Below are 22,210 nucleotides of genomic sequence, written 5' to 3'. Positions count from 1 at the left end.
GAGCGAGCATTACTTGCCGGTAATCATCGGCAGATTCAGGCCCTGTTCCTTGGCGCAGTCGATCGCGATCTGGTAACCCGCATCGGCGTGACGCATAACGCCAGTTGCCGGGTCGTTGTGCAAAACGCGAGCGATACGCTCGGCCGCTTCGTCAGTACCGTCGCAGACAATCACCATGCCCGAGTGCTGGGAGAAGCCCATGCCGACGCCGCCGCCGTGGTGCAGGGAAACCCAGGTCGCGCCGCTCGCGGTGTTGAGCAGAGCGTTGAGCAGTGGCCAGTCGGACACGGCGTCGGAGCCGTCCTGCATGGATTCGGTTTCGCGGTTCGGGCTGGCGACCGAACCGGAGTCCAGGTGGTCGCGACCGATCACGATTGGCGCGGACAATTCACCGCTGCGAACCATTTCGTTGAACGCCAGGCCAAGCTTGGCGCGCAGGCCCAGGCCAACCCAGCAGATACGAGCCGGCAGCCCCTGGAAGCTGATGCGCTCGCGCGCCATGTCCAGCCAGTTGTGCAGGTGGGCGTCGTCCGGGATCAGTTCTTTGACCTTGGCGTCGGTCTTGTAGATGTCTTCAGCGTTACCCGACAGTGCAGCCCAACGGAACGGACCGATGCCACGGCAGAACAGTGGGCGGATGTAGGCCGGTACGAAGCCAGGGAAGTCGAATGCGTTTTCCACGCCTTCTTCCTGGGCCATCTGACGGATGTTGTTGCCGTAGTCGAAGGTCGGAATGCCCATCTTCTGGAATTCGAGCATCGCTTTAACGTGCACGGCCATCGATTGCTTGGCGGCTTTCACCACGGCTGCAGGCTCGGTCTTGGCACGAGCGCGGTACTCTTCCCAGGTCCAGCCGGCCGGCAGGTATCCGTTGAGCGGGTCGTGGGCACTGGTCTGGTCGGTGACCATGTCCGGGCGCACGCCGCGCTTGACCAGTTCCGGCAGAATTTCTGCCGCGTTGCCCAGCAGAGCGATGGAAATCGCCTTGCCTTCCTTGGTGTATTTGTCGATGCGGGCCAGTGCGTCGTCGAGGTCGGTGGCTTGCTCGTCGACATAACGGCTGTTCAGACGGAAATCGATGCTGACCTGCTGGCATTCGATGTTCAGCGAGCAAGCACCGGCCAGGGTTGCAGCCAGAGGTTGAGCGCCGCCCATGCCGCCCAGGCCTGCGGTCAGGACCCAACGACCTTTCAGGTCATCGTTATAGTGCTGGCGACCGGCTTCGACGAACGTTTCGTAGGTCCCCTGGACGATGCCCTGGCTGCCAATGTAGATCCAGCTGCCGGCGGTCATCTGGCCGTACATGGCCAGGCCTTTGGCGTCGAGTTCGTTGAAGTGTTCCCAGCTCGCCCAGTGCGGTACGAGGTTGGAGTTGGCGATCAATACGCGCGGGGCGTTAGTGTGAGTCTTGAACACGCCGACCGGCTTGCCGGATTGCACCAGCAGGGTCTCGTCGTCATTCAGATTGGTCAGGCTTTCAACGATCTTGTCGTAGCATTCCCAGTTACGCGCCGCACGACCGATACCACCGTAAACCACCAGTTCTTTAGGGTTCTCGGCGACTTCCGGGTCGAGGTTGTTCATCAGCATGCGCAGCGGCGCTTCAGTCAGCCAGCTCTTGGCGGTCAGCTTGTTACCGCGGGCAGCGCGGATTTCAACGTCACGAAACTTAGTAGGTTTAATGTCAGTCACGAAAAAGACTCCTCAGCGATCAATCCAAACCAACCCTGGCGGTGGGCAAGCCAGCCTGTGCGCGTCACAGCGACACAAGCGAATCAGTGGACGCTGCGGAGAGTCTCGGTCGACTCATACGCATACGTCTTTACTTGTACATACAAGCATATGCAATCAAGCGGCCAACTTATTGGATGGGCATTCGAGAAAAATTCTGAAAAGGCTGGGAAGCCTGTAGATCAAGGGTTATGAGGAAGATGAAATTTTTCGGGGGGATTGTTCGGAGGGATGATGGCTCGTTACTTGAGCGTGGTTTTGCGCCACGCTGGGGCGTTCGGTAACAAAGTGGTGCGCGCTGAGAAACAGGAAAGGTGATTGCTTTTGTGGCGAGGGCGCTTGCTCCCGCTGGGCTGCGAAGCAGCCCTTAAACCATTCAACCGAGATTTGTCAGATAAATTTCACTAGCGGGCTTTTTACGACGGCTTCGCCGCCGAGCGGGAGCAAGCGCCCTCGCCACAGAGATGTTGTAAACAGTTGGATCAGTGTGCAGTCAGCTCGATCACGCAGCAGGCGCCGTTGCTGGAGACGTCCAGCAGGCCGGTGTTACCGACGAGTTGCAGGCAATCATGACGACCCAATTGCTGGGCATTGTTTTCGACCGTCACCTCAAGCGCTTCGCTCACACTGAACACCAGCACCGTCCCGGCCTCGCTGAAAAACCGCTGCTCGCCGTCCAGCCACTGCAACCGCGCGCTGTAACGCTGCGGCGCATAAATCAGGTTGAAGTCGCGAATCGGACCACCCAGCAACGTGCAGGACACCTGGCTCTCGCCGCTGAAGGCATACGGGTCCAACGGTAACAACGGCCGCGTGACCTGGCCATCCACCGACAAGGTCATGCCGTCGCCCTGCAACACCGTGATGATCCGCTCGTAACCGGCGAAGGTCGAAAACCCGCCCGACTCGGCGATATCGGCAATCGACAGGCGCCAGCCGAAACCATCAAGGCCAGTGCCCGCGTCGCGGGTGATTTCTTCGGTACTGCCACCGCCATTTTTCCATGGCATGCGTGGGTAATCGACAGCGCGTAAAACCTTGACCTGACTCATTTGTGAAACCGACCTTCCAGACGATGACGGGAACCGGGGTGGATCAAACGGGCGGCGGTCACTGGCTGACGGCCGGACCAGGTACGGCGACGGATCAGCAGGCACGGCTCGCCCTTTTCAATCTGCAGCAATTTGCACTCGCTGGCCTCGGCCAGAATCGCCTCGACCACGTGCTCGCCTTCAGTCAGCGGCGCGACCTGGTTCAGATAGGCGTAAGGCGTTTGCAGGGTGAAGTCCTGCTTGAGGTAGTCCGGCGCCACCAGCGCGTTGACGAAACGGTCTTCGATTTGCACCGGAATGTCGTTTTCGAAATGCACGATCAGCGAGTGGAAGACCTTTTGGCCTTCACGCATGTCCAGGGCCAGGGCGCGCTCGGAACCGGCGGCCTCTTCTTCAAGCGTGATCACCTGGCATGTATGGCGATGGCCACGGGAGGCGATTTCGTCGGCGATGTTGTGTACTTCAAACAGCGCAGACTGGCTTTTCGGCTCGGCGACGAACGTGCCGACGCCCTGCATACGCACCAACAGGCCGTCGGCGGTCATCTCGCGCAGCGCGCGGTTGATGGTCATGCGACTGAACCCGAGTTGGCTGACCAACTCGCTTTCCGACGGAACGCGGTAGTGCGGCGGCCAGTTTCCACTGTCGATCTGCTGGGTGATCATTTGTTTGACGCGAGCGTACAAGGGCGCCGGACTGTCGCCCATGTTCGCGGCCAACGGTGACACTGTAGGCGGAGTCGGCACGGTAAATCCTTGTTCATTTGGTGAGGGTTGCTAGCTTGCCGGAGTTTACCGAGCAGGCAAACGTCTGTATATGTATATACAAATAACACACGATGGGGTGCTGAACCATGTCCGCCTTCTTTGCCGAACGCGCGCTGCTGCCTAGTGGATGGGCCAACAATGTACGTCTTGAGGTCAGCGCCGACGGCGTTTTGACCCATGTCCAGGCCAATTCCAACGCAGATGACGCCGAACGGCTAAGCGGTCCACTGCTGCCGGGCATGCCGAATCTGCACTCCCACGCCTTCCAGCGGGCGATGGCCGGATTGGCCGAAGTGGCCGGTAATCCGAACGACAGTTTCTGGACCTGGCGCGATCTGATGTACCGGCTCGTCGGAAAAATCAGCCCCGATCAGCTCGGTGTAATCGCCCGTCAGCTGTACATCGAAATGCTCAAGGCCGGTTACACCACGGTCGCGGAATTTCATTACGTGCACCACGACACCAGCGGCCAGCCGTATGCGGATCCGGCCGAACTGGCGCTGCGCATCAGTCAGGCGGCCAGTTCCGCCGGTATCGGCTTGACCTTGCTGCCGGTGCTCTACAGCCATTCCGGTTTCGGTGGCCAGACGCCGAACGATGGCCAGCGTCGCTTTATCAACAGCACTGAAAATTACCTGAAGCTGCAGTCGCGCTTGCAGCCGATCCTGGCGCAGCAACCGGCGCAATCGCTGGGTCTGTGTTTCCACTCATTGCGCGCGGTCACCCCACAGCAAATCAGCGAAGTACTGGCGGCCAGCGACAAGCAGTGTCCGGTGCACATTCACATCGCCGAACAGCAGAAGGAAGTCGATGACTGCCTGAGCTGGAGCGGTCGTCGCCCCCTGCAATGGCTGTACGAAAACACCGAAGTCGATCAGCGCTGGTGCCTGGTGCACGCGACTCACGCCAACCCGGAAGAAGTCGCGCTGATGGCCAAGAGTCGCGCCATCGCCGGCCTGTGCCTGACCACCGAAGCCAACCTCGGCGACGGGATTTTCCCGGCCGTGGATTTCCTCGCCCAGGGCGGGCGCATGGGCATCGGTTCCGACAGCCATGTGTCATTGAGCGTTGTGGAAGAGTTGCGTTGGCTGGAATACGGCCAGCGCCTGCGCGATCAGCGGCGTAATCGGCTGTATGGCGCGGATCAGCCGATGGTTGGCCGCACGCTATATGACGCTGCGCTGGATGGCGGCGCTCAGGCGCTGGGGCAGCCGATCGGTGCGCTGACGGTTGGCAAACGTGCGGATTGGCTGGTGCTGGACGGCAACGATCCGTACCTGGCAACGGCCAGCGGTGACGGGATCCTCAATCGTTGGTTGTTTGCCGGCGGCGATCGCCAGGTGCGCGATGTGCTGGTCAATGGCCAGTGGGTGGTGCGTGACGGGCGTCATGCAGCAGAAGTAGAAAGTAACCGCGCGTTTACCCAAGTCCTGCGCGACCTCCTGGGCTGACACAAACGAAATGTGGGAGCGAGCCTGCTCGCGACAGGGCGATCAAATTCAACAGAAGTGTTGACTGATACTCCGCTATCGCGAGCAGGCTCGCTCCCATATTTGTTCTTTACTAGCCGTCAGTTCGAGGTCTTGGCCATCTGCGTATCCGTCGCACGCCAGATCAACCGAGTGGTGTCATATCCCTGCTGACGCGCCTTGCTCAGCAGCTCTTCGCGCACTACGCCGTTGACCGTCGGGGTTCGCGACAGCAGCCACAGATACCGGCGACTAGGATCACCGACGATGGCAGTCTTGTAGTCATCGCTGACGTACAACACCCAGTATTGCCCCTTCGCCACACCCGGCAGCAATCGCGAGAACCAGTTGTCGAACTCGACCCACAGCTTGTCGGTCTTGCCTGGCACTTGCGGATACGCCGTGCCCTTGGCCTCTTCCCATTGCCAATCCGTCGTCAGACAACGGTTCAGCACCAGCACGTTGCCGTCCGGCTTGAGCGTGTAATGGGCTTCGGATTGCGCACAGTTGCGCTGAAAATACATCGGCAGACGTGCCAACTCGTACCAGGTCCCTTGGTACTTCTTCAAATTGACGCTGGCGACGGTTTTCGGCGCCAATGGATCTTCGCCAGAAGTGGCGCAGCCGGCCAATACCAGGCCGGCAAAAAGGAGGATCAATAACCGTTTCATTGTTTTTCTCCCGCGGGCGCATCGCCCCGGATTACTTCAGGCCTTGGCCGGAAAACATCAACACTTTGTCACCGGCGTACTGCACGCTGATAAAGCTGTTCTTGTCGCCCCAGGTGCAACTGGACATGCCAAGCGCGCCCGAGCAGTCGGTGGGTTTGCCCAGCAAGGTTTCCACCTCGGCCTTGGGCATGCCTGTCGACAGCTTCGAATAATTTTCCTGATTGATCTTGCCGCATGCGGCCAGCAACACGCAGAACGAAAGCAAAGCGATGGAACGCAGCGACATGGTGTAGCTCCTGGGGCGAAGGGGAATGGCATGGCTGCCAAGCTGAAGCTTAGAAGAGAAAAGCCCTGTCTGGTTCCCTGACCGAGCGCCTATTTGTTGGGCCGCTCGTCTGCCTTTTGCCGAAAAATCAGCCACTTTCTTTCGCCGTTGAGCATTTCATCGGTTTTGGCAAAAGTCGCCTAATCTTTGGCGCCGGCGAGTCGACATAAATGCAGCGCAAAGCCCGCTCCTGTGGCAAATTGGCGCCCCTTGTTGACCAGCCCCTCCGCGGTAGCTCATTTAATGACCAGAAACATGAAATTCAGCCACAAGATTCTGCTGGCTGCTGCCCTCGTAGTGGCCGTCGCATTCGCTTGTTTCATCCTTTTCAACGACTACCGCCAGCGGCAGACCCTGCGCAGCAGTACCGAATCGTCGATGCAGGAACTCGGCAGCCTGACCACCAGCAACATCCAGACCTGGCTGGAAAGCCGCATTCAGTTGCTGCAGTCGCTGTCCCAGCAGATCGTAGTGGATGGCAGTGCCCTGGCCAGCCTCAAGCGGGTCATCGACCTGCCCGCCTACACCAGCAACTTCCAGCTGAGCTACTTTGGTGGCACCGACGGTGTGATGTTTTCGGTTCCGGCCGGCAATCGTGCCGCGGACTACGACCCTCGCGCACGCGGCTGGTACAAGGCAGCCAACAGCGCCCAACAGACCATCGTCACCGAACCCTACATCGCGGCGTCCTCCGGCAAACTGGTGATCACCGTCGCCACGCCGGTGCAGCGCCAGGGCCAGATGATCGGCGTCGCCGGCGCCGATATTGACCTGTCCAGCGTCAGCGCAATCATCAACTCGCTGAACTTCGGCGGTCACGGTCATGCGTTTATCGTCAGCGCCGACGGCAAGATCCTGATTCACCCGGACAGCAAACTGGTCCTCAAGAATCTGGCCGAGGCCTACCCGAACGGTGCCCCGCAAGTCAGTCCGGGCCTGAAAGAAGTCGAGATCGACGGCAAGCGCCAGTTCATTTCCTTCACTCACGTCAACGGTGTGCCGTCGGCAAACTGGTACGTGGCGCTGGTGCTGGATCAGGACACCGCGTTCTCGATGATCAGCGAATTCCGCACCTCGGCGATCATCGCCATGGTCATCGCCGTAGTGATCATCATCGCGTTGCTGGGCATGCTGATCAGTTTCCTGATGCAGCCGCTGCTGACCATGGGCCGCGCCATGCATGACATCGCCGAAGGCGAAGGTGACCTGACCAAACGCCTGATCATTCACGGCCATGACGAATTCGGTGCACTGGGCACCTCGTTCAATCGTTTTGTAGAACGTATTCACACCTCGATCCGCGAAGTGTCCTCAGCCACCGGTCAGGTCAACGAAGTCGCACTGCGGGTCGTCGCCGCGTCCAACTCGTCGATGTTCAACTCCGACCAGCAAGCTTCGCGCACCAGCAGCGTGGCCGCGGCGATCAACGAACTGGGCGCCGCCGCCCAGGAAATCGCCCAAAACGCCGCCCTCGCCTCGCAGCACTCCAGCGACGCGCGCGCCCTGGCCGAAGACGGTCAGCAGGTGGTGGATAAAACCATCGCGGCGATGCAACAGCTCTCGGCGAAGATCAGCGATTCCTGCGGCAACATCGAGACGCTCAACAGCAACACGGTGAACATCGGGCAGATTCTGGAAGTGATCACCAGCATCTCGCAGCAGACCAACCTGCTGGCATTGAACGCCGCCATCGAAGCGGCACGGGCCGGTGAAGCCGGTCGCGGTTTTGCCGTGGTCGCCGATGAAGTGCGCAACCTCGCCCACCGCACCCAGGATTCGGCGCAGCAAGTGCAGAAGATGATCGAGGAACTGCAAGTCGGCGCCCGCGAAGCGGTGAGCACCATGACCGACAGCCAGCGCCAGAGCGAAAGCAGCGTGGGCATCGCCAACCAGGCGGGCGAGCGTCTGGGCAGCGTGACCCAGCGGATCGGCGAGATCGACGGGATGAACCAGTCCGTGGCGACGGCGACCGAAGAGCAGACCGCCGTGGTGGAATCGATCAACGTCGACATCACCGAGATCAACACGCTGAATCAGGAGGGTGTGGAGAACCTGCAGGCGACGTTGCGCGCGTGTTCTGATCTTGAGCAGCAGGCGGCGCGGTTGAAGCAGTTGGTGGGCAGTTTCAGAATCTGAGGCGCTCTTACTGGCCTCATCGCCAGCAGGCTGGCTCCCACAATAGGTTTGTGTCGATCACAAACTCCTGTGGGAGCCAGCCTGCTGGCGGTGACGGCATCAGCCGAAATGGAAATCTAAAACCGAGACCCTGGCCCCGAAAGAAACGCCAACTCCTCAGCCGTCGATTCCCTTCCCAATACCGCATTCCTGTGTGGAAACCGCCCAAACCGCGCAATCACCTGCTGATGCTTCTCGGCATAGTTCAGATAGTCGGTAAAAAGTTTCCGCTCGGCCTCCGGCTGCTGTGCCACAAGGTCGATATAGCGCGAGACCGCTTCATTCTGCACCGCCAGATTCTCGCAATGCTCAAACACCAGGTAGATAAACACCCGCTGAATCGGCCGCAACTGTCGATCGAAATCCGCAGCAATGCCTTGCGCTACGAGAGCCTGCGCCCTGGGATCGCCTGCAAAGGATTTGGGAGTGTCGCGAAAGATCATTCGCGGAAGTTGATCGAGCAGCAGCACCAGGGCCAGCCAACCGTCGGGGCGTTGCGCCCAGTCAGTCAATCCGCCGGCCAGTGCCTGCTCGACCCAGTCCCCGAAACGCGTCTGCGCTTCGAGGTCCTGGCTGTCGCGCTTGCCGAACCATAACTTGCCCTTCTCTGCCGCTGTTTCGATCGGTGATTCGGCGTTTCCGAACCACCATTCGAGCAACGGCTGCCAGGGCGCGGTCATGGTTTATTCCTTGTGGTAAGCCGTGATGCGTGCGACTTCTTCTTTCGAACCGAGGAACACCGCTACGCGCTGGTGCAAGCCGTCCGGCAGAATGTCGAGGATGCGCTGGTGACCATCGGTGGAGGCGCCGCCGGCTTGTTCAACCAGGAACGACATCGGGTTGGCTTCGTACATCAGGCGCAGTTTGCCCGGCTTCGACGGCTCGCGGCTGTCGCGTGGGTACATGAACAGGCCGCCACGAGTCAGGATGCGGTGCACGTCGGCAACCATCGCGGCGACCCAGCGCATGTTGTAGTTCTTTTTCAGCGGGCCTTCGTCGCCAGCCAGCAATTCACCGACGTAACGTTGTACCGGCGCTTCCCAGTGACGCTGGTTGGACGCATTGATCGCGAACTCCTGGGTGGACTCCGGGATCGTGATGTCTTCATGGGTCAGTACGAAGCTGCCCATTTCACGATCCAGGGTGAAGCCTTTGACGCCATTGCCCAGGGTCAGTACCAGCATGGTCTGTGGACCGTAAATCGCGTAACCGGCGGCAACCTGCTGAGTGCCTGGCTGCAGGAACGCCTTTTCGTTCAAAGGCTCGTTCTGGGTCAGGTATTCGTTCGGGCAACGCAGCACCGAGAAGATCGTACCGACCGGCGCGTTGATGTCGATGTTCGACGAACCGTCCAGCGGGTCAAACACCAGCAGGTAGGCGCCTTTCGGGTATTTGCCCGGGATCTGGTAGGCATTGTCCATTTCTTCGGATGCCATGCCGGCCAGGTGACCGCCCCATTCGTTGGCTTCGAGCAGGATGTCGTTGGACATCACATCAAGCTTCTTCTGCACTTCACCTTGGACGTTTTCGGTGCCCATGCTGCCCAGAACACCACCCAGGGCGCCTTTGGAGACGGCGTGGCTGATTTCTTTACAGGCGCGCGCCACCACTTCGATCAGGAAACGCAGATCGGCAGGGGTGTTGTTGCTACGGGTCTGCTCAATCAAATAGCGACTCAGGGTAACGCGGGACATGGAAGGCTCCGGTGGAATGGGGGGCTAAAAACCCGCGCAGTTTAACGCGAGTCGGGGCGCATTTCCTCCTATCAGACGTGGAACACCCAATAGAGTTCATGTGCCGGGTTCAGCGTAGTTCGAAACGGGCATCTTTACCGTCAGGTAAACCGCTATCGCCAGCAGGCTGGCTCCCACAGGGGAATGCGATTAACTGTGGGAGCCAGCCTGCTGGCGATCGGGTGCGCAGCACCCGCCTTCAAGGTTTGACCGGGGGTTTGCGCAACAAGCTGAACGCCATCGCCGCCAAGAACAGAACGCTCAGCAACAACACCCCCCACAACCCGAACTTCTTCCAGTGGGTCCCAACCTGCGAAGTCGAGGTGGCTGTCGATGTCGGTGTCGCCACCGCCCCGCTATCCACTGTCGCCCTGCCCAACGCCGCCCACTTGGCCGCGCTGTAATCCGGAATCAGCGTCGACAACGGCAGGTTCGCCGCCTTCACCGTCGCGCTGCCCAGCGCCAGCGTATAAGGCCCGGCACCGCGCGCCAGGAACACCAATTGCGTCGAGCGCACGGCAAACTTCACCGTTGGCGCTTCGGCACCCAAGCCACCGCCCCGCTCGTCCACCGTCAGCTTCAACTGCTGCACCGTTTGCCCCGACAGCTGCAACTCGTTCTGCACCACGTCCTGGCCACTCTGGGTCAGGCGATAAAGCAAACCGCTGCTCAACGGCTGCCACGGCAGACTGCTGTCCCGACGACCGGACAAGGTCACCGGCGCCAGGCTGTTCGGCTGACTCAACTCGACCTGCAAGCGCTCGACATTCAGCCCCATCGGCAATTGCCAGGTGTATTCCCCGGCCTTCACGCTGCTGCCGGCCAACGCTTGCGACCAGACCAACGGCAGCGGCAGGCTGCGGGTGCTGGCGCTTTCCAGTTGCGCCGACGTCAGCGTCGGCGCCGACTGCGGCGTGCTCCACAACAAACGCAGGTAGCGCGCTGATTGACCCGGCAAACCGACTTCATGCTGCTCGACCCGCTCGTCGGCAAACGTCAGCCGCGCCACCTGCCCGTCACCCCACGACTGCCAATGCTGCAAGTCGTCGCTGGCTTCGATACTGAAACGCTGGAAGCCGTCGCGCTCGCTGGTCCAGTCGAGGATCAACTGCTGCAGCGGTGCCTTGATGCCGCTGGCGTCGAGCAACCAGCCACGCAGCACTTCTTCGCCCACCTCCAGCTGACTCGACGGCTGCACTTCGACCAGCGTGCCATTGGCGCTCGATTGCACCCGCACACTCGGCGCACGCTCGGTGTCGTCCGCGGAGTTGTACAGCGGGAACCACTTCACATCGGTCAGGGTACGGTTTTCGCTGGTTTTCGCGGTTTCCCGCGCCAAGGCATAGGCCTGAGCTTCGCCTGCCGCGTTGAACACGCGCACGTCGCTCAGGTCGGTCTGCCGCGCGTTCAATTGCACGGCCAAGGGCAATTCGAGGCGATACCACGGCCCCTCGCCACTCACGGTCAACGGCACTTGCGTGGCGAAATCCACCGGTTTTTCCTGCGCGCCGGCCGACAGCGCCATACCCATGGCAACAACGCCCAACCAGACCAGGTTCAGCTTCGAACTCAAGATGACACTCCTTCGGTTTGCGGGGCCGGGTTTTCAGGTTCCGGCGCGGCGTCGGCACGCTTGGGTGGCAACGGAGCGAAATAGCCCACCACCAACAGCAACACACCCACACCGATAAACGAGACGATCCGCGCCAGCCCGCCACGGTTACTCAATTCGACAAAGAACAGTTTCGCGACCACGACGCCGATCAAGGCCGCGCCAATCAGCCAGACTTCACGACGATGCCGTAGATGGCCGCCGATCATCAGACTCAGGGCCATCAAGGTCCAGACGATCGACAGACCGGCCTGCACCTGCATGGACGCGAGCAGCAGATCCAGCTCGAACGGGACGCCGCCCCAGTGATGAGCCGTGCGGTTCACCAGCGCGGTGAAGAACGCAAACAGTGAAACGCCGTCGATCAGTTGCGTGGCGTGATCGAAGGTGTCCTTGCCGATCGCCAGTCGCGTCACCGCGCTGCGCGCCCAGACATAAACCCCGAACAGCGCAAACAGCAGGCCCAATTCCAGCGGATTGATCAGCGGTACGTAAGGCAACGGTTCGGCCGTACCGTCGCTGACGATGTTCGCCAGCCAGAACCAGCCGAGCATCAGCACCGCCAGAGGTGCTGCCGCGTACAAGCGGTATTCACGCGCGTAAGCCGACACTGGCCAAGGCCCGTTGCGTGGCGCAGCCATCAGCACCAGATACAGGCTCGGCAGTATCGCCCAACCCAACCAGCGCCAGGCGTTGTACTGCTCGGACAACAACAGCAGGCCGTAGCGCAATTCCAGCGCCAGCACCCCGATCAACAGCCAGCAGCCGAGCACATGAGCAGTGCTCAAGGCACGCGCCGGCAGCATCGGTGCCAGACGCCGCAGCGAGATGAAATGCACGACAAACACCGCCGCCCAGGCCAGCCAACCGAAATCCGCCGCCGGGTGATAACGCGAGTGCCAAGCGGCGAGCAACACCACACCCGCGGCCGGTATCAGCAAGGTGCAGAACAAGCCCAGCGACGGCCATTTCAGGCGCAACGCCAACACGGCCCACACCGCCACACTCACCGCAGCGACCGTCAGCAGCAACGTCGCTTGAAGATTCACCGGCGCAAACCGCAGCACATCACTGATCCATGCCAGCGCCCACCATCCCGCGCCCCACACCAGCAGCACTTCGGACAAGCGCTGCAAATCCAACGCGTCAAACGCCGAAGCATGGTTGCCGAGCTGCAAGCGCCAGGCGCCAACCAATGCGGCCAATCCCAACACCAGCGGCGTCCAGAAACCGCTGTGCGCCAGCGGTTTCTGGCCTTCGCTGGCCAGCGGCCCGAGCAGATCCGGCCCAGCGAACAGAAACGCCGCGCCGCCAATCACCTGCAGCAGCAGGCCGAAGACAAAACTTACGCGCTGCTTCAGATACAGGCTCAGCCAGATGATAAACAAACCACTGGCCGCCCACACCGCGCTCGCGGTTTGCCATGGCAGCACGAACAGCACTGCCAGATTGATCAGCACCAGACCGGCCAGCAACACCACTGACAAACCGCGCAACAGCCGAACGTCGCTACGCACCATGTCGTCTCGCGCTGCCAGCAGCATGCCGGCGATCAACGCCAGACCGATCAGGGACGCGCTGAGCAAGCCGCTCCAGCCTGCACTGAACACCGCGCCGGACTCACCGCTTGCGCCTTGCAGTCGCAACAGGAACAACGCGCCACCCAGCAACTGCACGGCAAACGCGGTAAACAGGAAGGTGCGCGATTGCAGGCGCAGGCCGACAAACAATGTCGCCAGACCGGCCAGCGCCCAACTGATCGCCGTACCGTGGGTGAAGAAAAACAGCGGCGCCAGCAGATAGAGAAAGGTCAGGCCGAGGCACGCCAGTACCGGCAGGCTTTTGCGCTCCCACTCCGACGTTTGCTCGGGCAAGGCGTTGCGCAATTGGTAGAAGCTGAACAGCAACGCCACACCGAGCATCAACGCGCCCAGCGGCGCGCCGTCGAGCAGGCTGCTTTCGCCGATCCGCAACTCGCTGAGAAACGCCAGCGCCGACCCCAGTTGCAGCAGCAAGGCAAATGCACGGGCCAGTGGTCGTTGCTGGCGCAGGCCGAGCCAGAAAATCCCGGCGCCTTCAACGGCCCAGGCGGCGGAGGTCCAACGCGCATCGAGGCCCAATGGAATCGCCAGGCTGGCGAAGATCACGCCCAGCGCCAGACAGGTTTCCGCCAGCAGCAGCGCCCGTCCGCCCATCAGCAGACGCGCAAGTCCCATGTAGATCATGCCCAGCGCGAGGGCGCTGAAAGCGGCGGCGAATTCCAGGTGCTGCACCAGCGCGAACTGCAAGCCGAAACCCACCAGGGGCGGGCCGAACAGCATTGTGCCGTCGACGTAATCACCTTTATGCGCCGACCAGCGCAGCAGTGCCTCACGGCTGTCGTCCTCGGGCGCGTCGCTCATTTCCAGCAACTTGCGCCGTGTGAACAGCAGGCCGATGGCCAGGTACATCAGGAAAAACAGAATCAGAAACGGTTCGGTGCTCCACAGCAATTCCGGCGTGTAGGAGCGCAGGCCCCAGGCGAAACCGATGCCGAAGGTGCCGACGAAGCCGATCAGGTTGAGCAGCCGCCAGGCCTTGAACCAGGCGATGGCAAGGATGCCGGCATTGAGCAAGGCGAAGTAGCTGAACAGCGCGACGTGGTTGCCGGCGCCGGTAGACGTCAGGATCGGCGCGGCGAAACCACCCAGCGCTGCGGCGCAGGCCAATGCCAGCGAGTCCTGAGTGATGGCCAGAATGGCCGAGAACACCGTTACCGCCACCAGCAGCCCAAGCGCCGCCGTCGGATCGAGCAATGGATGCAAACGCATGGCCGCAAACACCGTCAGGTACAACACGGCAATCCCGGTGCCTTGCAGCATCAACGCATAGTGATTGTTGCGATGACGCAGCCACCAGCCCAGACCGAGCAGGCCCAACGCCGCCACTGCCACACCGGCGTAACGCAGCTCAATCGGCACCACCATGCCTTCGGTGGCATAACGCAGCAGAAACGCCAGACCGAGGAACAACAGCACCACGCCGACCCGCAGCACGGTGTTGCCTCCGAACAGCCAGTTGCGTGCGCCGCTGATGGCCCGTTCGAAGAAATTTGGGCCGTGCGGAGCTACGGGTTGCTGCGGCTCACGGGCGACTGGCTCGGCTTTCCAGACATCGTCGGGCAAGGGACGACTGGCTTGCGTCGCCGTCGCGGTGATCGGTTCGAATTCGGGGGGAAGCTCCCAGACCATCTCCGGAGCCGAGACCGGGATTTCTTCGAGAATGAATACAGGGGAGGGGCCGGGGTCGCTGGCAACCGGTTCCTCGGCAACCGGCTCGCTGGCTTCGGGTGTCTTGACGCCAGACACCTCCAGCAAGGCCAGGCGTTGCTGGACCGCATGCAGCGCTACTTGCGCCTGTTCCAGCAGAAGGCGCTGTTCCGCCGCTTGTGTGCCCAAACGACCGATGCGAACGGCCTGGCCGATCCCCAACCCGAGCAACGCGCCCAACAGCGCGTCGCTGAACGACTCGTCGAGTATCCAGCCCAGCACCAGCCCAATCAGCATGAACATCCATTGCATGGTCGATATCCCTAAGCGCAGTGGCCAATCCGAGAAGATTAGCGCAGCCCGTACAGCAAAGATCGCAGCCTTCGGCAGCTCCTAAACCGACCGCGTTCACCCAATGTTAGGTGAACGCCGACTGTAGGAGCTGCCGAAGGCTGCGATCTTTTCCGGCGCGCCAGTATATCGAGCCGATTGAAGACTTACTCCAATGCCTTCCAGATATCCGTGGCGTACTCGCGAATAGTCCGGTCGGAGGAGAACCAGCCCATCCGGGACGTGTTCAACACCGCTGAACGCCACCATTGGTTCGAATCGTGCCAATGGGCTTCCACACGCATCTGCGCCTCCCAGTAGGAATCGAAATCGGCGCAGACCAGGAAGCGGTCGTAGTCAATCAGCGAATCGATCAAGCCGGTGTAGCGGGACGGATCGTCCGGCGAAAACACTCCGCCGCGAATCGCTTGCAGCACGTCATTCAGTCGATGCGACGCGGCAATGTCCGGCACCGCGCTGAACTCGTGGTTCTGCTTGCGAGCTTCAACCTGCTGCGCGCTGAGGCCGAAGATGAACATGTGCTCGGCGCCGATGCGTTCGCACATTTCCACGTTGGCGCCGTCCAGGGTGCCGATGGTCAGCGCGCCGTTGAGGCCGAACTTCATGTTACTGGTGCCCGAGGCTTCAAAACCTGCGGTGGAAATCTGCTCCGACAAATCCGCCGCCGGAATGATGCTCTCCGCCAGGCTGACGTTGTAGTTGGGCAGGAACACCACTTTGAGCAAACCGCGCACGGTCGGGTCGTTGTTCACCACCCGGGCGATGTCGTTGGTGAGTTTGATGATCAGCTTGGCCTGGTGATAACTGGCGGCGGCCTTGCCGGCGAAGATCTTCACCCGTGGCACCCAGTCGATTTCCGGCTCGGCGCGGATCGCCTGGTACAGCGCGACGGTGTGCAGCAGGTTGAGCAACTGGCGTTTGTATTCGTGGATCCGCTTGACCTGCACGTCGAACATCGCTGCCGGGTTGACCGCGACCCCAAGCCGCTCATGAATGATGTACGCCAGGGCTTTCTTGCTGTGCAGGCGCTGCTCGGCGAACGCTTTGCGGAACGCGGCTTTTTCAGCGAAGGGTTCCAGATCGAGCAAGCGCTCTTCCGGGTTATCCAGAAGATCAGGGCCGAGGGCGTCGACCAGCATCGAGGTCAACTCCGAGTTGGCCTGATACAGCCAGCGGCGGAAGGTGATCCCGTTGGTTTTGTTGTTGATCCGTTCCGGGTAGATCTTGTGCAGTTCGGAGAACACGGTCTTGCGCATCAGCTGCGTGTGCAGCCCGGACACGCCGTTGACGCTGTGGGAGCCGAGAAACGCGAGGTTGCCCATGCGCACGCGGCGTCCGTTGTCCTCTTCGATGAGCGACACTGCACGCAGCACGTCGAAATCGTGAATGCCTTTGGCCCGCAGCGAGTCGATGTGCTGAGCGTTGATCAGATAAATGATCTGCATGTGCCGCGGCAGCATCCGCTCCATCAAACCGACCGGCCAGGTTTCCAGCGCCTCCGGCAACAGCGTGTGGTTGGTGTACGAGAGCGTGTCGACGGTGACCTGCCATGCAGCGTCCCACGCCACGTCGTAGACATCGACCAACTGACGCATCAGCTCGGCAACGGCAATGGACGGGTGAGTATCGTTGAGCTGGATCGCCGCGTGATCGCCCAGGGTCAGCACCGAGGTGTGCATGTTGCGATGGCGGCGCAGCAAATCCTGGAGAGACGCCGCGACAAAAAAGTACTCCTGACGCAGGCGCAGCTCCTGGCCGGCTTCGGTACTGTCCGCCGGGTAGAGCACGCGGGAAATACTTTCCGCCCGGGCCACTTCCGCGACCGCGCCCAAGTGGTCGCCGGCATTGAAGCGCTCAAGGTGCAAATCTTCCATCGCACGGGCACGCCACAAGCGCAGCGTGTTGACGCTCGCCCCGCGCCAGCCGACCACCGGGGTGTCATACGCAATGGCGCGCACGGTTTCAGCCGGGGACCAGACTTGCCTGGATTTTCCGCTGTCGTCGGTGACGGTTTCAACGCTGCCGCCAAAGCCGATCGGGTAAACGACTTCGGGGCGCTCGAATTCCCATGGGTTACCGAAATCCAGCCAATGCTCGGTCTGTTCCTGCTGCCAGCCATCGACAATCGCCTGACGGAACAAGCCGTGTTCATACCGAATGCCGTAGCCGTGGCCGGCGATGCCGAGGGTCGACATACTTTCCATGAAGCACGCCGCCAGCCGACCGAGGCCACCGTTACCCAGGGCCGCATCAGGCTCCAGCAGGCGGATGCGCTCGATGTCGACGCCGAGTTCGGTCATGGCCTCGCGGGCAACGTCCAGCAGGCCGAGGTTGCTCAGGCTGTCGTAGAGCAGCCGGCCGATGAGAAATTCCAGGGAGAGGTAGTAAACTCGCTTCTGACCTTTGCGGTAGATCTGCCGGGTGTGATCCATCCAGTGCTCGACCATGTGATCGCGCGCGGCCAGCGCAATGGCTTCGAACCAGTCGTGGTCGAAGGCGTGATCCGGGTCTTTACCCACCGCGTAGGTGAGTTTGGTCAAGACGGCGTCGCGAAATGCGGCCACCTCTGCTTCGCGAACAAGTGGTTCTTGAGTCATCGATAAGACCTCGAGCGAGCGTGAAGTAGTTGAGCCTAGACGGTCAGACAGACGGCGTGGGCTCTGGTTCGGCAGTTTTTCCTGTTAGTGCGAGATAGGCCGGCATTACATTGTCGTGTGCCTGAATCAATGCAGGGGCCGTGCCGGATTAACGGTGTTTATTGCACGGCCAAGAAAAAATCTGGCGAAAGGTTGTTCAAAAATCCACCAGTCCCGGTATGATCGCGCGCCCTGATACACACGCTGGTAACAACTGATGATGAAGCCCAACCTGATCGCCGCCGCAGAAATCGATCGTCTCGATACCTGGGCCAAATATTCTGCGCCGATGTGCGGCTCGTGTGTATCCAGCTGCTGCACCCTGCCGGTCGAGGTCAAGATCAAGGATCTGATCCGCATCGGTATCGTCGACGAGTTCGAGCGCGGCGAACCGGCGAAGAACATCGCCAAGCGGTTGCAGAAGGAAGGGATCGTCGAGCGCTACAGCCAGAAAACCGAGATCTTCACCCTCCAGCGCATGAGCAATAACGATTGCCTGTACCTGGATCGTAAGAGCCGTCTGTGCACTATTTATGAAAAGCGCCCGGATACTTGCCGCAATCACCCGAAAATCGGACCGCGGCCGGGGTATTGCGCTTACAAGCCAAAGGAAGTGGCGCGCGAGACCAGCAGTAGCCGTCGTACCCTCGAAAAATTCTGATCCTCAGCCTGTGAACTGTGGCGAGGGAGCTTGCTCCCGCTTGAGTGCATAGCACTCAGAAAATCAGCTAGCTGCAAAAATCTGGGGCCGCTACGCAGCCCAGCGCGAGCAAGCTCGCTCGCCACAGTGACCGCACAAACCCCGGACAAACAAAAACGCCCCCGACCTTGCGGTCGGGGGCGTTTTTTTTAAGCCTTAACTAAGTCGAAACTCAGTTGCCGCTTTTCTTGGCAGCGCGGGTACGCTCGCTTTCGCCCAGGATCTTCTTGCGAAGACGGATGGACTTAGGAGTGACTTCGCACAGTTCGTCTTCTTGCACGAACTCAAGCGCTTGTTCCAGGGTGAAACGGATAGGCGGAACCAGAGCGATGGTTTCGTCTTTACCCGAAGCACGCATGTTGTCGAGCTTCTTGCCTTTGGTTGGGTTGACGCCCAGGTCGTTGTCGCGGCTGTTGATGCCGACGATTTGACCTTCGTACACGTCTTCACCGTGACCCAGGAACAGTTTGCCGCGAGCTTGCAGGGTTTCCAGCGAGTAAGTCAGAGCCTTACCGGTAGCAACCGAAACCAGCACGCCGTTCTGACGGCCGGACATGTCGCCGGACTTCATCACGTCGTAACGGTCGAAGATCGAGGTCAGGATGCCTGCACCGGAGGTCAGGGTCAGGAACTCGTTACGGAAGCCGATCAGGCCACGGGCCGGGATGTTGTACTCAAGGCGCACACGGCCCTTGCCATCCGGAACCATGTTGGTCAGGTCGCCCTTACGGATACCGATCTGCTCCATGATCGAACCTTGCGATTCTTCCGGCAGGTCGATGGTCACGTTTTCGTACGGTTCGTGCTTGACGCCGTCAACCATGCGGATGATCACTTCCGGACGACCAACACCCATTTCGAAGCCTTCGCGACGCATGGTTTCGATCAGTACCGAGAGGTGCAGCTCACCACGGCCGGAGACTTTGAACTTGTCAGCCGAGTCGCCTTCTTCAACGCGCAGAGCAACGTTGTACAGCAGCTCTTTGTCCAGACGTTCCTTGATGTTACGGGAAGTCACGAACTTGCCTTCTTTACCGCAGAAAGGCGAGTCGTTTACCTGGAAGGTCATGGAAACGGTTGGCTCGTCAACGGTCAGCGGCTTCATCGCTTCGACGTTCAGTGGGTCGCACAGAGTGTCGGAGATGAACAGCTGGTCGAAGCCGCTGATGCAGACGATGTCGCCGGCAGCTGCTTCTTCAACGTCGATACGGTGCAGGCCGTGGTGACCCATCAGCTTCAGGATACGACCGTTACGCTTCTTGCCGTCGGCGTCGATAGCGACAACCGGAGTGTTCGGCTTGATGCGACCACGAGCGATACGGCCAACGCCGATAACACCCAGGAAGCTGTTGTAGTCCAGAGCAGAGATCTGCATCTGGAACGGACCGTCACGGTCGACTTTCGGCGCAGGTACGTTGTCGACGATCGACTGGTACAGCGGGGTCATGTCTTCAGCCATGTCGGTGTGTTCCAGACCGGCAATACCGTTCAGGGCCGAGGCGTAGACGACTTTGAAGTCCAGCTGTTCTTCGGTGGCACCCAGGTTGTCGAACAGGTCGAAGATCTGGTCCAGAACCCAGTCCGGACGCGCGCCTGGACGGTCAACCTTGTTGATGACCACGATCGGACGCAGGCCGGCTTCGAAAGCCTTCTTGGTCACGAAACGGGTTTGCGGCATAGGGCCGTCTTGAGCGTCAACCAGCAGCAGAACGGAGTCAACCATCGACATTACGCGTTCAACTTCGCCGCCGAAGTCGGCGTGGCCCGGGGTATCCACGATGTTGATGTGGTAGCCGTTCCAGTTGATGGCGGTGTTTTTCGCCAGAATGGTAATACCGCGCTCTTTCTCCTGGTCGTTGGAGTCCATCACGCGCTCGTCGTTGAGCTCGTTGCGCTCCAGGGTGCCGGATTGACGCAAGAGTTTGTCTACCAGGGTGGTTTTACCATGGTCAACGTGAGCAATGATGGCGATGTTGCGTAGATTTTCGATCACTTGTGTATCTCGATCAGAGGATTCGGTGTGCTGACAAGTCTTGGCAGCGATTAACAGTAGAGTCAGGCCTTGCCGTTACAGCTTGACGGCAGAGTCGGGGGGCCGGTGACGCAGGCCACAGGCAAACAGCCCCGGGCTCTTAGCTCGGTCGATAAACGCGCACATTGGCATGCCCCTCACTGAGCAAATGGTGGGCATGCAGGCGACTCATCACGCCTTTGTCGCAATACAGCAGGTACTGGCGAGTAGGGTCCAGTTCCTTGAAACGAGCGTTCAATGCATAAAACGGCATCGCTTGTACCTCAATGCCAGCGAGTTCCAGCGGCTCGTCTTCAGCGGCATCCGGGTGTCGGATGTCGATGATGATCTGGCCCGCCAGTGCTTCGCTGACTTCTTCGATCTGCAAGTCCTGGCCCAATTCGTCGATCACGCGATCGATCGGCACCAGTTTGGCGTTCTCGAGCGCACGCTCAAGGACCGCCATGTCGAATTCTTTCTCTTCATGCTCCACGCGCGGACGCTTGGCGTGGGTCTTGGGGTTCACCGAAATGACCCCGCAATACTCCGGCATGTGCTTGGCGAAGTCGGCAGTGCCGATTTCGTTGGCCAGGTCGATGATGTCCTGCTTGTGACTGGCGATCAGCGGACGCAAGACCAGCTTGTCGGTCACGCAGTCGATCACGGACAGGTTCGGCAGCGTCTGGCTGGAAACCTGGGAAATCGCTTCACCGGTGACCAGCGCTTCGATGTCCAGCCGATCGGCAATACGGGAAGCAGCGCGCAACATCATACGCTTCAAAACTACACCCATATGACTGTTATCGACTTTCCCGAGAATTTCTCCCAGTACTTCCTCGAACGGCACACTGACAAATAACACGCGTTGGGAGCTGCCGTACTTCTTCCAGATGAAGTGCGCCACTTCCATGACGCCCAGTTCATGGGCCCGCCCGCCCAGATTGAAGAAGCAGAAATGGCTCATCAGGCCACGGCGCATGATCTGGTAGGCCGCAACAGTGGAATCGAAGCCGCCGGACATCAGCACAAGCGTCTGTTCCAGGGCACCCAGCGGATAACCGCCGATGCTGTTGTGCTGGCTGTGGATCACAAACAACCGTTTGTCGCGAATTTCGATGCGAACTTCGATTTCCGGCTCTTTCAGCGAGATTCCGGCGGCGCCGCACTGACGACGCAGTTGGCTGCCGACGTATTTCTCGACATCCATCGAACTGAATTCATGCTTGCCGGCGCGTTTGCAGCGCACCGAAAAAATCTTCCCGGCCAGCGAATCACCGAAGTGCAGCTTGCACTTGGCGACGATGTCATCGAAGTCGCCCAACGGGTACTCGTCGACCTGCAGGAAATGCGCGATGCCCGGCATGCAGCTCAGGCGCTCGGTCATGTCCTTCAGGACTTTAGGCTCAGTAACGCGGGTTTCAAGCTCGAGATTGTCCCACACACCGTTCACCACCACGGCCGGGTCCAGGTCACGGAGCACGGTGCGGATGTTTTTGGCCAACTGGCGGATGAAACGCATCCGTACCGGGCGGCTCTTGATGGTGATCTCGGGGAAGACTTTTACGATTAGTTTCATGAAAACAGCGCGCGCTGGGCCAGCCGAAAAAGGGGGGCGCGGATTATAGCGGAAATTGCTCAAGGTTTAACCAGTTAATGTGCAGAAGGTTTTCAGCGCACCAAAACGGGTCGTTTATTGGTTTCGACGCTACATTGTAGGGCGACATTTTGC

15 protein-coding genes and 1 pseudogene are annotated in these 22,210 nt (G+C 60.2%); 4 read left to right on the top strand and 12 right to left on the bottom strand.

Going from position 1 to position 22,210, the window contains the following annotated elements:
- Window positions 1-9 precede the first annotated feature (9 nt).
- The 3 genes from hutU to hutC form a co-directional block, all read right to left on the bottom strand.
- Entirely contained in the window at window positions 10-1,692 is a 1,683-nt protein-coding gene (gene hutU / locus ACM6IQ_RS22940; protein ID WP_017336082.1) for a urocanate hydratase, read from the bottom strand.
- Between the two features lie 521 nt (window positions 1,693-2,213).
- Entirely contained in the window at window positions 2,214-2,783 is a 570-nt protein-coding gene (locus ACM6IQ_RS22935) for a HutD family protein (RefSeq protein WP_414879922.1), read from the bottom strand.
- The gene (gene hutC, locus ACM6IQ_RS22930; RefSeq protein WP_174602685.1) at window positions 2,780-3,490 is read right to left on the bottom strand and encodes a histidine utilization repressor; all 711 of its coding nucleotides are present in this window, start codon (window positions 3,488-3,490) and stop codon (window positions 2,780-2,782) included. The genes ACM6IQ_RS22935 and hutC overlap by 4 nt, the downstream gene beginning before the upstream one ends.
- 146 nt (window positions 3,491-3,636) lie before the next feature.
- Here hutC and ACM6IQ_RS22925 point away from each other — a divergent pair, with 146 nt between their 5' ends.
- Entirely contained in the window at window positions 3,637-5,001 is a 1,365-nt protein-coding gene (locus tag ACM6IQ_RS22925) for a formimidoylglutamate deiminase (RefSeq protein ID WP_414879921.1), read from the top strand.
- A 119-nt stretch (window positions 5,002-5,120) separates the two neighbouring features.
- Here the strand turns inward: ACM6IQ_RS22925 and ACM6IQ_RS22920 are convergent, their stop codons facing one another.
- Both ACM6IQ_RS22920 and ACM6IQ_RS22915 read right to left on the bottom strand, forming a co-directional pair.
- Complete coding sequence (locus tag ACM6IQ_RS22920) at window positions 5,121-5,690, bottom strand: lipocalin family protein (RefSeq protein WP_150631790.1); 570 nt, start codon at window positions 5,688-5,690, stop codon at window positions 5,121-5,123.
- A 31-nt stretch (window positions 5,691-5,721) separates the two neighbouring features.
- On the bottom strand, window positions 5,722-5,976 hold the full coding sequence (locus ACM6IQ_RS22915; protein WP_007907841.1) for a hypothetical protein: 255 nt from the start codon (window positions 5,974-5,976) through the stop codon (window positions 5,722-5,724).
- Between the two features lie 282 nt (window positions 5,977-6,258).
- Between ACM6IQ_RS22915 and ACM6IQ_RS22910 the strand changes: the two are divergent.
- Window positions 6,259-7,293: pseudogene (locus ACM6IQ_RS22910) on the top strand (cache domain-containing protein); the annotation flags it as partial.
- A 93-nt stretch (window positions 7,294-7,386) separates the two neighbouring features.
- A complete protein-coding gene (locus tag ACM6IQ_RS22905) occupies window positions 7,387-8,151 on the top strand; it encodes a methyl-accepting chemotaxis protein (protein WP_371927683.1) in 765 nt (254 codons plus the stop codon).
- A gap of 116 nt (window positions 8,152-8,267) precedes the next feature.
- On the opposite strand, the gene ACM6IQ_RS22900 is transcribed toward ACM6IQ_RS22905, so the two are convergent.
- The 5 genes from ACM6IQ_RS22900 to ACM6IQ_RS22880 form a co-directional block, all read right to left on the bottom strand.
- Entirely contained in the window at window positions 8,268-8,870 is a 603-nt protein-coding gene (locus tag ACM6IQ_RS22900) for a DUF924 family protein (RefSeq protein WP_414879920.1), read from the bottom strand.
- 3 nt (window positions 8,871-8,873) lie between these two features.
- Window positions 8,874-9,884: a class 1 fructose-bisphosphatase gene (locus ACM6IQ_RS22895; protein WP_017336075.1), complete on the bottom strand. Its 1,011-nt coding sequence runs from the start codon at window positions 9,882-9,884 to the stop codon at window positions 8,874-8,876.
- A 238-nt stretch (window positions 9,885-10,122) separates the two neighbouring features.
- A complete protein-coding gene (locus ACM6IQ_RS22890; protein WP_017336074.1) occupies window positions 10,123-11,496 on the bottom strand; it encodes a DUF3999 domain-containing protein in 1,374 nt (457 codons plus the stop codon).
- Entirely contained in the window at window positions 11,493-15,095 is a 3,603-nt protein-coding gene (locus ACM6IQ_RS22885; RefSeq protein ID WP_414879919.1) for a DUF2339 domain-containing protein, read from the bottom strand. The genes ACM6IQ_RS22890 and ACM6IQ_RS22885 overlap by 4 nt, the downstream gene beginning before the upstream one ends.
- A 185-nt stretch (window positions 15,096-15,280) precedes the next feature.
- Entirely contained in the window at window positions 15,281-17,731 is a 2,451-nt protein-coding gene (locus ACM6IQ_RS22880; RefSeq protein ID WP_017336072.1) for a glycogen/starch/alpha-glucan phosphorylase, read from the bottom strand.
- Window positions 17,732-17,990: 259 nt separating this feature from the next.
- Here ACM6IQ_RS22880 and ACM6IQ_RS22875 point away from each other — a divergent pair, with 259 nt between their 5' ends.
- A complete protein-coding gene (locus ACM6IQ_RS22875) occupies window positions 17,991-18,431 on the top strand; it encodes a YkgJ family cysteine cluster protein (protein WP_027922155.1) in 441 nt (146 codons plus the stop codon).
- A 211-nt stretch (window positions 18,432-18,642) separates the two neighbouring features.
- On the opposite strand, the gene typA is transcribed toward ACM6IQ_RS22875, so the two are convergent.
- Both typA and thiI read right to left on the bottom strand, forming a co-directional pair.
- Complete coding sequence (gene typA / locus ACM6IQ_RS22870; protein WP_017336070.1) at window positions 18,643-20,463, bottom strand: translational GTPase TypA; 1,821 nt, start codon at window positions 20,461-20,463, stop codon at window positions 18,643-18,645.
- A 139-nt stretch (window positions 20,464-20,602) separates the two neighbouring features.
- The gene (thiI, locus tag ACM6IQ_RS22865) at window positions 20,603-22,057 is read right to left on the bottom strand and encodes a tRNA uracil 4-sulfurtransferase ThiI (RefSeq protein WP_017336069.1); all 1,455 of its coding nucleotides are present in this window, start codon (window positions 22,055-22,057) and stop codon (window positions 20,603-20,605) included.
- Window positions 22,058-22,210: the final 153 nt, after the last annotated feature.

Source organism: Pseudomonas sp. IT-P100, assembly GCF_949767185.1.
Taxonomy (GTDB): Bacteria; Pseudomonadota; Gammaproteobacteria; order Pseudomonadales; family Pseudomonadaceae; genus Aquipseudomonas; species Aquipseudomonas fluorescens_B.
This window is presented reverse-complemented; position numbering and strand designations above follow the sequence as displayed.